This window comes from Paraburkholderia diazotrophica (assembly GCF_900108945.1).
Lineage (GTDB): Bacteria > Pseudomonadota > Gammaproteobacteria > Burkholderiales > Burkholderiaceae > Paraburkholderia > Paraburkholderia diazotrophica.
Window position 1 is genome coordinate 1 of sequence record NZ_FNYE01000013.1, and the last position, 13,454, is coordinate 13,454.

At 64.4% G+C, this 13,454-nt stretch carries 12 protein-coding genes; 3 read left to right on the forward strand and 9 right to left on the reverse strand.

Features of this window, described 5'->3' with window-relative positions; translation table 11 throughout:
• Positions 1-432: 432 nt before the first annotated feature.
• The 8 genes from BMW76_RS17745 to deoC all read right to left on the reverse strand — a co-directional run bounded on the left by BMW76_RS17745 (position 433) and on the right by deoC (position 10,217).
• Entirely contained in the window at positions 433-1,479 is a 1,047-nt protein-coding gene (locus tag BMW76_RS17745; RefSeq protein WP_090867323.1) for an ABC transporter permease, read from the reverse strand.
• 1 nt (position 1,480) lies between these two features.
• Positions 1,481-3,013: a sugar ABC transporter ATP-binding protein gene (locus BMW76_RS17750; RefSeq protein WP_090867325.1), complete on the reverse strand. Its 1,533-nt coding sequence runs from the start codon at positions 3,011-3,013 to the stop codon at positions 1,481-1,483.
• Positions 3,014-3,091: 78 nt separating this feature from the next.
• Entirely contained in the window at positions 3,092-4,096 is a 1,005-nt protein-coding gene (locus BMW76_RS17755) for an autoinducer 2 ABC transporter substrate-binding protein (protein ID WP_090867327.1), read from the reverse strand.
• Between the two features lie 113 nt (positions 4,097-4,209).
• Positions 4,210-5,229, reverse strand: coding sequence for an ABC transporter permease (locus BMW76_RS17760; RefSeq protein WP_090867329.1), 1,020 nt, complete (start codon positions 5,227-5,229; stop codon positions 4,210-4,212).
• Positions 5,230-5,279: 50 nt separating this feature from the next.
• Positions 5,280-6,239 carry a ribokinase gene (gene rbsK, locus BMW76_RS17765; protein WP_090867331.1) on the reverse strand — a complete coding sequence of 320 codons (960 nt, stop codon included), beginning with the start codon at positions 6,237-6,239 and terminating at the stop codon, positions 5,280-5,282.
• Positions 6,240-6,244: 5 nt separating this feature from the next.
• Complete coding sequence (locus BMW76_RS17770) at positions 6,245-6,709, reverse strand: RbsD/FucU family protein (RefSeq protein WP_090867333.1); 465 nt, start codon at positions 6,707-6,709, stop codon at positions 6,245-6,247.
• Between the two features lie 69 nt (positions 6,710-6,778).
• On the reverse strand, positions 6,779-9,196 hold the full coding sequence (locus BMW76_RS17775; RefSeq protein ID WP_090867335.1) for an aldehyde dehydrogenase family protein: 2,418 nt from the start codon (positions 9,194-9,196) through the stop codon (positions 6,779-6,781).
• A 13-nt stretch (positions 9,197-9,209) separates the two neighbouring features.
• The gene (deoC, locus tag BMW76_RS17780; RefSeq protein ID WP_090867337.1) at positions 9,210-10,217 is read right to left on the reverse strand and encodes a deoxyribose-phosphate aldolase; all 1,008 of its coding nucleotides are present in this window, start codon (positions 10,215-10,217) and stop codon (positions 9,210-9,212) included.
• A 94-nt stretch (positions 10,218-10,311) separates the two neighbouring features.
• Here deoC and BMW76_RS40375 point away from each other — a divergent pair, with 94 nt between their 5' ends.
• The 3 genes from BMW76_RS40375 to BMW76_RS17790 all read left to right on the forward strand — a co-directional run bounded on the left by BMW76_RS40375 (position 10,312) and on the right by BMW76_RS17790 (position 11,784).
• Entirely contained in the window at positions 10,312-10,716 is a 405-nt protein-coding gene (locus tag BMW76_RS40375; RefSeq protein ID WP_143062278.1) for a hypothetical protein, read from the forward strand.
• 206 nt (positions 10,717-10,922) lie between these two features.
• Positions 10,923-11,363, forward strand: coding sequence for an Hsp20/alpha crystallin family protein (locus BMW76_RS17785; RefSeq protein WP_090867339.1), 441 nt, complete (start codon positions 10,923-10,925; stop codon positions 11,361-11,363).
• Positions 11,364-11,376: 13 nt separating this feature from the next.
• On the forward strand, positions 11,377-11,784 hold the full coding sequence (locus BMW76_RS17790; protein ID WP_090867340.1) for an Hsp20/alpha crystallin family protein: 408 nt from the start codon (positions 11,377-11,379) through the stop codon (positions 11,782-11,784).
• A 96-nt stretch (positions 11,785-11,880) separates the two neighbouring features.
• Here the strand turns inward: BMW76_RS17790 and BMW76_RS17795 are convergent, their stop codons facing one another.
• A complete protein-coding gene (locus BMW76_RS17795) occupies positions 11,881-13,443 on the reverse strand; it encodes a tetratricopeptide repeat protein (protein ID WP_090867342.1) in 1,563 nt (520 codons plus the stop codon).
• Between the last annotated feature and the right edge of the window lie 11 nt (positions 13,444-13,454).

Consider the following 13,454-nt stretch of genomic DNA (forward strand, 5'->3'; position numbering starts at 1 on the left):
CACCCTCGCCACGCGATGCGGCGCCAAGTGCGGGCGGCGTCCTGTACCGTATAGCAACCTCATTCACTACCGACATACTGCGCTAGAACACTCGATGCCCTTGGCCGTGCCACGGGTGTATGAAGCGGGTGAGGCATTAACCAGTGCGTTGGCAACGCGCATTGGCCAGCATGCCGTCGCTCGAAACACGGGGACGTTGAGAGCCCGTGGATAATCGTCAAGCACTGGCGGTGTGAGCGGCTTTCTTCTGCCTACTCTTCTTTGCCGCGGCAAAGAAGAGTAGGTGCCGCCCCGCACAGGGGCAACACCCGCGCCGCGAGGCGCATCGCGGATGCCAGCGCAAAGGCAAAAAACAAAGCGCGTCGCAGACACAAACCGCATTCGCGGATGCCCGCGAAAAAGGCAAAAACCCAACAGCGTCGCAGACAAAAACTACCCCTTCCGTTGCAAAGCAAACAACGTCCCCGCGATCAGAATGAACGCGCCGATGATCACCTTCTGCCACGTGCTCGGCACGCCGACGAGAATCAGCACGCTATTGATCAGTGTCACCAGCACGACGCCGAGCAGCGTGCCCGCCACCGTGCCCGTGCCGCCCGTGATGCGCGCGCCGCCGAGTATTACGGCCGCGATCACATCGAGCTCCGTGCCGACGAGATCGAACGGATTCGCGAGCCGGTTGTTCGACACATGCAGAATGCCTGCAATACCCGCGAGCATCCCCGTATAGCCGAACACGAACAGATGGATCGCGCGCAGGTTGTAGCCGAGACGCTCCGCAATCGCGAGACTGCCGCCCATCGCATAGACGCCGCGTCCCATCATCGTGCGGTTCAGCAGCCACCACGTGACGACGGCCGCGAGCACGAGCGCAAGCACCGACGCGGGCAGCACCGCGCGCAAGCCGTCCGTCGTGTGATAGAAGAAGAGCGGAATGCGGCCGAAGTGGTCCATGCTGTGCGGAATGTTCATGAAGAACGTCGTGCCGATGAACGTCAGCAGGATGCCGCGATACAGGTACTGCGTGCCGATCGTCACGATCAGCGAAGGCGCCTTCAGCCGATGCACGAGCACGCCGTTGATCACGCCGAGCACGATGCCGCCCACTGCGCCCGCCACCAGGATCAGCGCGAACGGCGCATCCGGCCACCACGCGAAGACGGCCTTTGTGATCGCGTACATCGTCAGCGCGCCGATCGCCGTGAACGACACGTCGATCCCGCCCGACGCAAGCACGACCAGCGTGCCGAGCCCGAACAGCGACATCGTCGTCGCCGAATGCAGCAGATCGAACAGCGTCGCGAACTGGAAGAAGCGCGGATTGATCGCGCCGACGATCACGCACATCGCGGCGATCAGCGCCACGGTGAACCACTCCGGGTTGCGCGAGAGCTTCGCGCGCCATGTCGGCGGCTTGATCTCGGGCGCGATTTCGACGACGTTGGGGGTAGTCATGGTCCGGTTCATGATAGACGACATCTCATGCAGCCTCTGACAACAGAGCGTGATACAGCTCGGCTTCGTTTAACTGGTCCGCGCGATACTGGCTCGCCACGCGGCCTTTCTTCATCATCAGGATGCGATCGCAATTCTGCAGCAACTCGGGCAGATCATCGCTGATCAGAATGATGCCAATGCCGCGCTGCGACAGCTTCTGCATGATCCGGTAGATGATGTCCTTCGAGCCAACGTCCACACCGACAGTCGGCCCATGCAGGATCAGCACGCGCGGATCGATGGCGAGCCACCGGCCGATCAGCACGCGCTGCTGATTGCCGCCCGACAGCGACTGCACCGGCTTGTCGACGCCAGGCGTCGCGATCTGCAACTCCCTCACCGTGTGTTCCGCAAGCTGTTGCGCGCGCATACGGTCGATCTGGCCGAAGCGGTCGCGCAGGCTCGCGATCATCGCGGTGATCACGTTGTCGCGAATCGGCTTGTCGAGAAAGAGCCCTTCGTTCAGGCGGTCTTCGGGCACATAGCCGATCCGATGGTTCTTCGCATCCGACGGCGTGCGCAACACGACGGGCTTGCCATCAAGCGCGACCTTGCCGCTCTCAGCGGGCGCGACGCCCGCGAGCGCGCGCGCAAGTTCGTTGCGGCCCGAATCGAGCAGACCCGTCACGCCAAGAATCTCGCCGCGATGCAGCTTGAACGACACATCGCGGAACTGCGTGCCGCGCGTGAAGCTCTGCACGTCGAGCACGACTTCGTTGCCGACCGCGCCATCGCGATAGCGCTCGCTCGACAGCTGCCGCCCCGTCATCAGCTCGCTGATCTGCGCTTTCGTGTAATCGCCGATGGGGCCTTGCGCCATCTTCTGACCGTCGCGCAGCACGATCACTTCGCCGCCGATCGCATAGCATTCGTCGAGCTTGTGGCTCACGAACAGCACCGTCACGCCCTGCGCGCGCAGATTGCCGAGCACGGCGATCAGGTTATCGACTTCTTTCTGCGTGAGCGACGTGGTCGGCTCGTCCATGATGACGAACTTCGCTTCGCTCGCAATCGCGCGCGCAATCGCCACGAGTTGACGCGTCGCGAGCGGCAACAGCTCGATCAGTGTCGACTGGAATTCCGCATCGCCGGGCAGGCCGACGGCTTCGAGCGCTTTCGCCGCCGTGCGCGCGAGCGCCTTGCGGTCGAACGTGCGCGTGAGACGGCCGTTGTGCTCGGCAAGCTCGGACGTCAGCGCGACGTTCTCCGCGACGCTCATGTTCGGCAGCAGCGACAGGTCCTGATAGACGGTCTCGATCCCCGCCGCCAGCGATTCGAGCGCCGACAGCCGCGCATGATGCACGCCTTCGATGATCAGTTCGCCTTCATCGGGCGGCTGCGCGCCGGAGATGATCTTGATGAGCGTGCTCTTGCCGCAGCCGTTTTCACCAAGCAGGTGATAGATCTGTCCGCGCTCGAACGAAAGGCTCACGCCGCGCAGAGCATGCACGCCCGTGAACCGCTTGTGAACGCCGACCACCTGCAAAAACGGCGTGGAGGAAACGTTTTGATTCATGCCGAAAGCCGTGCTCCAGATGAATATCGCCGCGTGCGGGCCTTAGCCTCGTAAAGCCCGCACGCCGTCATGCGACGATCAGAAGTTGTACTGCTTGTAGTTCGACTTGTCGACGTTCACCCAACCCTGGCCGCGCACGATGATGCCCTTGCCCGGCCCCTTCTCGACCGTCACCTTCGTATAGCCGGGAATGCCGAGATCGGCGCCGTTCGCCACCGTCTTGCCGTCGACCAGCATCTGCGCAACCTTGTTCATCGCGATGCCCGCGAGCTTCGGGTCCCAGAACGCGATGCCGTTCACAGCGCCGCTTTCGAGGAACTTGCCCGCTTCCGTCGGCAGGCCCGTGCCGTACACGCAGATCTTGCCCTGCATGCCCGCTTCTTCGACGGCGCGCCCAATGCCGATCACATCCAGCGACGACGAGCCCTGGAAGCCCTTCAGATCAGGATGCTTCCGCAGCACTTCCTTCGCGACTTCATAGGCCTTCTCGCCGTCGTTGTTCGTTTCGAGCTTCGGCTCGACGAGGTTCATCTTCGGGTATTTGGCCTTCGCGTTGTTGATGCCGCCGTCGGCCCACTGCACCTGCGAGCGGCTGCCGAGCGAGCCGACCAGTACGGCCCACTTGCCGTCGTCGTGCATGCACGATGCAAGGCGCTCGTTCAGGCCCGCGCCATACGCGCTGTTGTCGAACGCCTCGATGTCGACCATCGTGTTCTTCGCGTTGTCCGCTTCATGCGTGACGACCTTGATGCCGCGATCCATCGCTTTCTTCAGCGCCGGTTCGAGCGTCGGCGGATCGTACGGCACGACCGCGATCGCCGTCACTTTCTTCGCGATCAGGTCTTCGATGATCTTCAGTTGCTGCGCGGCGTCGGCGCGGCCAGGGCCCGTCTGATACGCCTGCACGCCGGGGTTGTCCTTCGCAAACTGCTTGACGCCCTCGTCCATCCGGTTGAACCAGTTGATGCCCGTCACCTTGACGACGGTGACGATCGTTTCGTTGGTCGCGGCCTGCGCGGCAGCGATGACGCCCACCGCGAGTGCGCCGGCAGCGAGGGCAGTGCTCAGTCGAGTCAGTTTCATGCGATTGTCTCCTTTGTCTTTGGTCGTTCGATGTCCGTGTCGCCCCTTCATGTGCGTGTGCACGCCGGCGGATATCCAGGGCTCCGATGTCCGCGTGAACCGGTGATGCCGCGCTAACGCCTCTGATTCGGCTGCGCGAAGCCGAAGATCGCGCGTACCCGCTCGCCGCCCGCGAACGCGAGCGACAGCAGCAGCAGAAAACCCCACGCGCAATCGCCGAAAAACTGCGAAACGCCGAGCAGATTGAAGAGGCTCGACAGGAACTGCAAAACCGTGGCCGCGAAGAACACGCAGATGATGCGGCCATAGCCGCCCGCGGGATTCACGCCGCCCATCACGGCAATCAGGATTGCGATCAGCAGATACGAATTGCCGTAGTCCCACTTCGCGCTCGACGTATGCGTGACGCTGATCAGCCCCGCGAGCGACGCGAGCACGCCGCACATCGTGTACGTGAGAATGAGCATCCGCGCGCGCGGAATGCCCGTGTAGAACGCGGCCTTCGGGTTCGTGCCCATCAGATAGAGACGCAAGCCGAAAGGGCTGCGCCGCAGCAGCCAGCCGAGCACGACGACGGCGGCGATGAAGATCACGAACGACACGGGTACCTGAAACCACGTGCCGTTGCCGATATCCGACAGCGGCTCGACATAATCGACGTGCACCGACGCGCCGTTGCTCAGCACGACGGCACAGCCCGTGAACAGCAGTTGCGTGCCGAGCGTGCAGAGAATGGGCGTCAGGCGCAGCCGCGCGATCACGACGCCGTTCAGAAAGCCGCCGATCAGCCCCATGCACACGACGATCGCGCAGAACGCGCCCGTGTAGAGCATCGGCGAGTCGTCGCCGCTGATGAACTTCGGCACGATCAGTGCCGCGACCATGCCCGACAGGTTCGCGAGCCCGACACCCGACAGGTCGATGCCGCCGTTGCCGGACACCATCGACAGCATGATGCCGAGCGCGAGCAGGCCGAGTTCGGGCAGCTGCCCGCCCATCGACTGAAGGTTGTCGAGCGAGACGAACTGGCCTTGCGATACCCACGTCGCGACGAGCACGACGAGCACGTTGACGGCGAGCAGAAAGTTCAGTTGCCGGTCGCGAAAGAGGCCAGCGAAAAGCGAGGACTTCATGTCGAAACGAACTCCTTCAGACTGCGCACCGCGCAAAGCGGCGCGCTCGCTCAATGCGTTGAAAGCGGATCGCGCGACTGCGCGAGCACGGCGTTGACTTCCGCGAGCATCGGCATCGACGGCGCGGTGCCGGCGCGCGTCACCGAAATGCCCGCGAGTGCGCAGCCGAAGCGCGTCGCCTCGACGGCATCCGCGCCGCGCGCGAGCGCCGCTGCGAAGCCGCCCGTAAAGCCGTCGCCTGCGCCCGCCGTTTCCACCACGCGTCCGCATTGGAACGCCGGCACGAACACCGACTGTTCAGCCGAATGCAGCAAGGCGCCCGCTTCGCCGAGCGTCACGATCACGTTGCGCACGCCCTTATCCAGCAGCACGTCGGCGGCGCGGCGCGCGTCGTCGACGTTGTTGACCTCGATGCCCGTCAGCGCGGCCGTCTCCGTTTCGTTCGGCGTGATGTAGTCGCACAGCGGAAAAATGTTGTCGTCGAGCGGCCGCGCGGGCGCGGGATTGAACACGGTCGTCACACCGTGCCTGCGCGCGAGTTCGAGTCCGCGCCGCGCGGCGGCGACGGGCTGCTCCAGCTGCGTGACGAACACGCGCGCCGACGCAATGTCTTTTTCGATCGCGTCGACGTCGCTCGCGTTCATCGTTCCCGCCGCACCGGACGCGACGATGATCGCGTTCTTGCCGGTGATGTCGTCGACGAAGATATGGGCCGCGCCTGTCGATGCGCCTTCGATCACCGATGCGCGCGCCGTGATGCCTTCAGCGTCCCACGTCGAGCGGGCAATCGCCCCGAACGCGTCGTTGCCGATGCGCGTGCAGAACACGACGTCGGCGCCCGCACGTGCCGCCGCGACGGCCTGATTCGAGCCCTTGCCGCCCGGCCCCATCTTGAACGCGGAGCCCGCAATCGTTTCGCCGATCAGCGGCATGCGGTCCGCGCGGAACGTGAGATCGGTCACGTAGATGCCGAGAATGACGACGCGGCCTTCTTTCTGTTGCGTAGCCATCGACGTTATTCCTTTGGAGCGTCGGGCGCGAGCAGCACGCCCTTCTTGAACACAAAGCAGCCGTAGCCGCGCTGCTCGCCCGTCGCGATTACGCAGTACGCTTTCTTCGCGCGCGCATAGAACGCAAAGCGCTCGATGCCGACGAACGGCACATTGCGTCCTTCCGCGTTGTTCACTTCGGCTTGCGCTTCGCGTTGCACGGCGGGAATCGTGTCGGGCTCGCCGACCACTTCCATGCGCAAGGCCGGATCGTCGACGAACATATCGAGCGGCAGCACGGAAAGAACCGCGCGAATCGCGCGCGGCGCATCGACGCCGTCGAGCCGCAACAGCTTGCCCGTAATGGTTTCGCGCGCAACGGAGTCGCCCGGAAAATTCGCGTCGCAGATCACGACTTCATCGCCGTGGCCCATCGCGCGCAGCGCGTGCAGCACATCGGCGTTCAACAGCGGGTCCAGATTCTTCAGCACGTTGTCTCCTCCGTTTTCGGTTGGCGCGCTGTCGCTTTGCCTGGCGATCAGGAAACGATTGGCAAGCGATCAGTCGCCGTACGGTATCCAGATATTTTTCACTTGTGTTGCCTGCCGCAGGAACGCCGGGCCTTCGCTCGATGCGTCGAACCAGTCGAACGCGCGGCCATGATCGACGAACGTGCGCTTCAGGTTGCCAACCGACTCGCGTTCGGCCAGCGCCGAATCTTTCGCGGAGCCGAAGCACCACAGCGCATCGACGTCGTCGTGTTTCGCAAGCGCCGACAGCAGCGGGCCGCGTTCGCCCGTCACGATGTTGAGCACGCCCGCGGGTACGTCCGACGTCTCGACGACCTGATAGAAGTCGGTCACTGTAAGCGGACTCGACGAACTCGGCAAGACGACGATGCGATTGCCCATCGCGAGCGCGGGCGCCGCCAGCGAGATGAACGACAGCAGCGGCGCCTCGTCCGGGCATGCGATGCCCATCACGCCGAGCGGCTCGTTCATCGCGAGCGCGACGCCGCGCAACGGCGGCGCATGCACTGCGCCGTCGAATTTGTCGGCCCACGCAGCATACGTGAAGAGGCGCGTCACCGAGGCGTCCACTTCGCGGCGCGCCGCCGTTTCGCCGGCGCCTGTGCGAACGGCGAGCTGATGCGCGAATTCATGCGCGCGTACGGCAAGATTTTCGGCGAGATAGTAGAGCACTTGCGCGCGGTTGTGCGCGGTCGCCTGGGACCACTTCTGCGCGCCGCGCGCCGCCGCGACGGCGTTGCGAATGTCCTTGCGATTGCCGTCGCCCACTTCGCCGACGACGGCGCCATCGGGTCCGTAGACGGCCAGCGAGTAGCCGCTGTCGGGCCGCGCCTGCTTGCCGCCGATGAAGTGCTTCGCGGTGCGGTCGATCGCGAACGCGTCCCCTTGATTCGACTCGCGATGCGGCGCTTCATCCGCCGGCGACATATCACGCACGCGCTGCACGGGCCGCCGTTCTTCGAGCGCGAGCCACGCCTTCGGCTTCACATATTCGTAGATCCCTTCGCGGCCGCCTTCGCGCCCATAGCCCGACTCGCGATAGCCGCCGAAGCCGACCGCCGCGTCGAACAGGTTCGTCGCGTTGACCCACACGACGCCGCACGCCAGACGCGGCGCGATATCGAGCGCGCGGCCGATCGTCTCGCTCCATATGCTCGCCGCAAGCCCGTAGCGCGTGTTGTTCGCGAGCGCGACGGCTTCATCGGGCGTGCGGAACGTCATCGCCACGAGCACGGGGCCGAAGACTTCTTCCTGCGCGAGCGTCGATGCGGGCGCGACGCCCGTGACGAGTGTCGGCGGATAGAAGCAGCCGTCGTCGGGCATGCCGCTGCCGTCAGCCGACGACGACTGGTAGATCGTGCAACCTTCTTGGCGGCCCGCTTCCACCAGCGCTTCGATGCGCTGGAGCTGAACCTTGTCGACGATCGCGCCGACATCGATGCACTTGTCGAGCGAGGGCCCGACCCGCAGCGTCGCCATGCGGCGCTTGAGCTTGTCGATGAAACGCGCCTCGATGCCCTCCTGCACCAGCAGACGCGAGCCCGCGCAGCACACCTGCCCCTGGTTGAACCAGATCGCGTCGACGACGCCTTCGACGGCGCCATCGAGGTCCGCGTCGTCGAACACGATGAACGGCGACTTGCCGCCCAGTTCGAGCGTCAGCGACTTGCCCGAGCCCGCCGTGGCCGCGCGGATCAGCCGGCCCACTTCCGTCGAGCCCGTGAACGCGATCTTGTCGATGCCGGGATGATCGACGAGCGCCGCGCCCGTGCGCCCGTCACCCGTCACGACGTTGAGCACGCCCTTCGGCAGGCCCGCGCGATGCGCGAGCTCGGCGAACAGCAGTGCAGTGAGCGGCGTGTATTCGGCGGGCTTCAGCACGACGCAGTTGCCCGTCGCGATCGCCGGCGCGATCTTCCACGCGAGCATCAACAGCGGGAAATTCCATGGCACGATCTGGCCGATCACGCCGAGCGGCGCGAAGTTCGCAAACTCGCTGTCCTGCAGTTGCGCCCAGCCGGCATGATGCAGAAAGTGCCTTGCTACAAGAGGAATGTCGATATCGCGCGTCTCGCGGATCGGCTTGCCGTTGTCGAGCGCTTCGAGCACGGCAAAGAGACGGCTGTGACGCTGCACCATCCGCGACAGTGCATACAGATGACGCGCGCGTCCCGCGCCGCCGAGCGCGGACCACGCGGGCTGCGCGGCGCGCGCGGCGGCGACTGCGGCGTCGATGTCGATCGCGTCGCCTTGCGAGACGTGCGCGAGCAGTTCGCCCGTCGCCGGCTCATGCGTCGGGAAGCGCTCGCTCGCAGCGGGCGCGCGCCATCCGCCGTCGATGAAATGACCGAACGTCGCGTCGTGCTGCGCGAGCCACGCGCGGGCTGGCTGATCGTCCTCGAGTGCGGGACCGTACTCCATCGAAGAAAAATACTCGGCTACGCTCATGGGATCGGTCTGCTCAGGCGACAGGGTGACGGTTGAAGGCGGAGTAACGGCCAGTCGCGTGATGCTCGAGCTGGCGTTCGATATCAGCGAGAAGGCTCGATGCGCCGATGCGGAACAGTTCGGGTTCGAGCCACGGACGGCCCAGTTCTTCTTTCATCAGGATCTGATACGACAGAGCCGTCTTCGCGTTCGATACGCCGCCCGCGGGCTTGAAGCCGATCAGGACGCCCGTGCGCGCGTGGTATTCGCGGATCATGCGCACCATCACGAGCGACACGTCGAGCGTGGCGTTCACGCCTTCCTTGCCCGTCGACGTCTTGATGAAATCGGCGCCCGCCATCATGCAGATCATCGATGCACGCGCAACGTTCGACAGCGTCTGGATATCGCCCGTCGCGAGAATCGCCTTCAGATGCGCTTCGCCGCACGCGGCGCGAAAGTCGCGCACTTCGTCGTAGAGCGCCTGCCAGTTACCCGTCAGCACATGCTCGCGCGTAACGACGATATCGATTTCCTGCGCGCCATCGGCCGCCGATGCCTCGATCTCCTTCAGCTTCAAAGGATGCGGAATGAGGCCGGCGGGAAAGCCCGTCGACACGGCGGCCACAGGAATGCCGCTGCCCGCGAGTGCATCGACGGCGGCGGCGACATAGCGGTGATACACGCACACAGCGCCCGTTGTGATAGTGCGCGGCGGCACGCCGAGCGCCGCGAGAATATCGTCGCGCACCGGCTGCTTCGCTTTCGCGCACAGACGACGCACGCGGCCTTCCGTGTCGTCGCCGCTGAGCGTCGTCAGGTCGATGCAGGTGATGGCCTTCAGCAGCCACGCGGCCTGTGCATCCTTTTTCACGGTGCGGCGCGCGCCGAGCGTCGCCGTGCGGCGTTCGACGGCCGACTGGTTCACGCGCAGCCCGTCGAGCCACGCGAGATCGAAAGGCACGCCGGGATTGCGCACGGGATGAACGTGGGCTGCGCGCCGCAACGCGACCACCGACGAGGGCATGGAAAGTTCAGGCATGAGACGTCCGCAGGTTTGTGCAACGCACAGCAACGGCTGATGATTTATTCGCAGCCATCGTACATCGGTTGATAGGATTCTAACAAGGGTCGTTATGATCGTTTCCATGCGTGACGGAACGGGTGAAATGTCGCGCGAAGCAGCGAAAGCGCCGCCCAGCGGCGCTTCGGTGGTCGTCGAAGGAAAGGAGTTGGTGTTTTCACCAGGGCGAGCGGCTCGCCTGGATAGTGAGAAATTCGCGCCGCGCGCGGGCTGCGTAACAGACGCAGTAACAGCGCAGATGGCAGCGAAGGCAACCGACCAGGCCGCGCTCACGCTGCGACATTTTCGATCGCGGCAATCATGGCGATACAGCGAACAGGCTGCGTACGTGCCGCGCATCACATCCAAACGCGGCGACGAAATGCGGCGACATGGGAATCGTCAGCTCGATGGTGCTCTCGCCCGTGTGCATCCAGATCGCTTTCGGGCTGCTAGCAGCCACGGCGTCGCGATATAAGGCCGCCCGCCGCGCTTTTCAAGGGCCCGATTTTTGCAGAAAATCGCGCTTGAAAATTAGCAGAGGCTTCCTATTTATCGATCACCAGGCAGACGCCGCGTCGACATGACGGGCGCTGCACGTATCCACTTCGTTCGTCGCGGCACGACAGGCACACCAGGCACATTCAGCCCGGAATGTCTTGCCGCTCATAGGAGAGAGCGACCATGAGTGACTATTACTTCGGAACCGACCTGTTCGCCGAACTCGACCGCTTGCAGCGGCACATGTCGAGCCGCTTCGGCGCGTTTCCGTCCAGCATCCGTTCGAGCCGTCTGGGTGCGTTTCCGAGCCTCAACATCGGCGTGACCGATGACGCGATCGAAATCGTTGCGTTCGCACCCGGCATCGATCCGTCGAAGCTGGAACTGTCGATCGACAAGGGCCTGCTGACGATCGCAGGCGAGCGTCCGTCGGCGCGCGCCGCGTCGGACGAAGGCGCCCGCGCGTATGCACAGGAGCGCTTCAACGGCACGTTCCGCCGTGTCGTCGAGTTGCCGCAGCATGCGGACCCCGACAACGTGCAGGCGCGCTACATCGACGGCTGTCTGCTGATCACCGTCGGCAAGCGCGAAGCGTCGAAGCCGCGCGCGATCACGGTTCAATAAGCGAGGTGAAATCATGAGCGACAACACTCAAGTGACCCAACGCGACGATAGCGCAGTGACCCGCAACGGCGCCCGCGAGCATGAACGCCGCGCGACGCTCACGCCGCCCGTCGATATCGTCGAGGACAGCAAGGCCGTGACGCTATGGGCCGATCTGCCCGGCGTGTCGAAGGACAAGCTCGACGTGCGCGTGCATGACGGCAGTCTGACGATCGAAGGTGAATCGGCGGTGCCCGCGCCCGCGAACGTGCGGCTCTCGCATGCTGAAGTGCGCGCGCCGTTCTTTGCGCGGCGCTTCACGATCAGCGACGACTTCGACACGTCGAAGATCGAAGCGAATCTGAAGGACGGCGTGCTCAAGCTCGTCATTCCGCGACGCGAGCAGGCGCAACCCCGGCGCATCGACGTGAAGCTCAGCTAACGCGTTTGCCTGAGCGCATCGACGAATGCAAATGAAAACGGAGCACTCGCGAAGTGCTCCGTTTTCTTATGCGCGCACCGCGCGATGGCGCTTCATTCAAATCCGCGCTTCCAACGCCGCTTGCAGATCGCGCACGACATCGCTCCAGTCGTTGCGCTTCGACTGGCGGAAGAGGCGCATGTGCGGATACCACGGACTGTCGTCGCGATTCAGTTGCCAGCGCCAGTCGGGCGTAAACGGCAACGCGAGCCATACGGGCTTGCCGAGCGCACCGGCAAGATGCGCGACAGCCGTATCGACGGAGATCACGAGATCAAGTTGCGTGACGAGCGCGGCCGTATCGGCGAACGTTATCAGGCGATCGGACACGTCGCGCAGCACGCCGCGCTGCACGAGCGCATCGATGCCCGCGCGATCGATGTCGCGCACGTCCTTCACCAGCGAGACGAACTGCCCGTTCGCATCGAACAGCGGCGACAGTTGTTCGAGCGGAATCGAGCGGTTGCGGTCGTTCAGATGCGTGCGGCTGCCCGACCACACGACACCAACGCGCAGTCGGGTGCCGCCTTGCCTGAACACGTCGTCCCATTGCTCGACCCACTGCTGATCCGCGTGAACGTACGGACTCTCGCCGAAGAAATGGGCCTCGCGAATCTTCAGCGCAAACGCGAGACTCAGCATCGGAATGTGATAGTCGAACGCGGGCAGCGGCGCCGTTTCACCGATCACGTCCGCCGCGCCCGGATAGCCGTGCAGCAGCGGCAACAACGCGTCCTGAACGCGCACGATGACCCGCGCCCCTTTCGCGCTCAAGCGATCCACGAAGCGGATGAACTGCAACGTATCGCCGTAGCCCTGCTCGCAATGCACGAGCACGGTCTTGTGTTCGAGCGGCTGCTTGCCCGTCCACAGCGTCGCGTCGGGCAGGCCGTGGCTCATCGTGCCGTCGAGCCAGCGCCATTCGTACTCGCGCCAGCCGTGCTCGAATTCGCCGAGCAGCAGATTGGTCTGCGCGCGATTGGTGCGCGCGCCGGCATCGTGGGTGTCGATCGACACGGCTTTCTTGAACTGCTGCAACGCTTCGTCGAAGCGATGCAGATCGCGCAACGCGACGCCGAGGTTCACATGGGCGCGCACGAAATTCGGCTTGAGCGCGATCGCCTGACGATACGCCGCGAGTTCTTCTTCGTGGCGCTCCATCTGGCCGAGCAGCGTGCCGCGGTTGTAGTGCGCCTCGGCGGATCGCGGATAGCGTTGCGTGAGCCGCGCGAGATTTTGCAGCGCGCGCTCGTGATCGCCCGTTTGCACGAGCGACATCGCCGCGCCATGCAGCGCTTCGGCGTGATCGGGATAAGCCGCGAGAACGCGGTCGAACAGCGCGACGGCATCCGCGTGACGCCTGGCCATCTGGCAAAGATGCGCAGCGAAATGCAGTTGCTGCGCATTCGTCGATGCGGGCTGCGCGGCGCGCATCGCGTAGTCCGCGGCGCGCGCGTAATCGCCCTGTTTCGCGGCGACGTACCCGAGCGCTTCGAGCGCCTCGTTGTGGTCCGGCTCGATCGACAGGATGTCGTGCAGCAGCGCAGCGGCTCCGTCGAACTGGCCGGCCGTGAACTTCTGCTGCGCGTCTGCGAGCCGTTGGGCGATATCGTGATTCATGATGCAGCGCT

Coding starts and splice junctions, on each gene's coding strand:
- BMW76_RS17745 (WP_090867323.1), bottom strand. CDS start 1,479: ATGTCGTCTATCATGAACCGGACCATGACTACCCCCAACGTCGTCGAA.
- BMW76_RS17750 (WP_090867325.1), bottom strand. CDS start 3,013: ATGAATCAAAACGTTTCCTCCACGCCGTTTTTGCAGGTGGTCGGCGTT.
- BMW76_RS17755 (WP_090867327.1), bottom strand. CDS start 4,096: ATGAAACTGACTCGACTGAGCACTGCCCTCGCTGCCGGCGCACTCGCG.
- BMW76_RS17760 (WP_090867329.1), bottom strand. CDS start 5,229: ATGAAGTCCTCGCTTTTCGCTGGCCTCTTTCGCGACCGGCAACTGAAC.
- rbsK (WP_090867331.1), bottom strand. CDS start 6,239: ATGGCTACGCAACAGAAAGAAGGCCGCGTCGTCATTCTCGGCATCTAC.
- BMW76_RS17775 (WP_090867335.1), bottom strand. CDS start 9,196: ATGAGCGTAGCCGAGTATTTTTCTTCGATGGAGTACGGTCCCGCACTC.
- deoC (WP_090867337.1), bottom strand. CDS start 10,217: ATGCCTGAACTTTCCATGCCCTCGTCGGTGGTCGCGTTGCGGCGCGCA.
- BMW76_RS40375 (WP_143062278.1), top strand. CDS start 10,312: ATGATCGTTTCCATGCGTGACGGAACGGGTGAAATGTCGCGCGAAGCA.
- BMW76_RS17785 (WP_090867339.1), top strand. CDS start 10,923: ATGAGTGACTATTACTTCGGAACCGACCTGTTCGCCGAACTCGACCGC.
- BMW76_RS17790 (WP_090867340.1), top strand. CDS start 11,377: ATGAGCGACAACACTCAAGTGACCCAACGCGACGATAGCGCAGTGACC.
- BMW76_RS17795 (WP_090867342.1), bottom strand. CDS start 13,443: ATGAATCACGATATCGCCCAACGGCTCGCAGACGCGCAGCAGAAGTTC.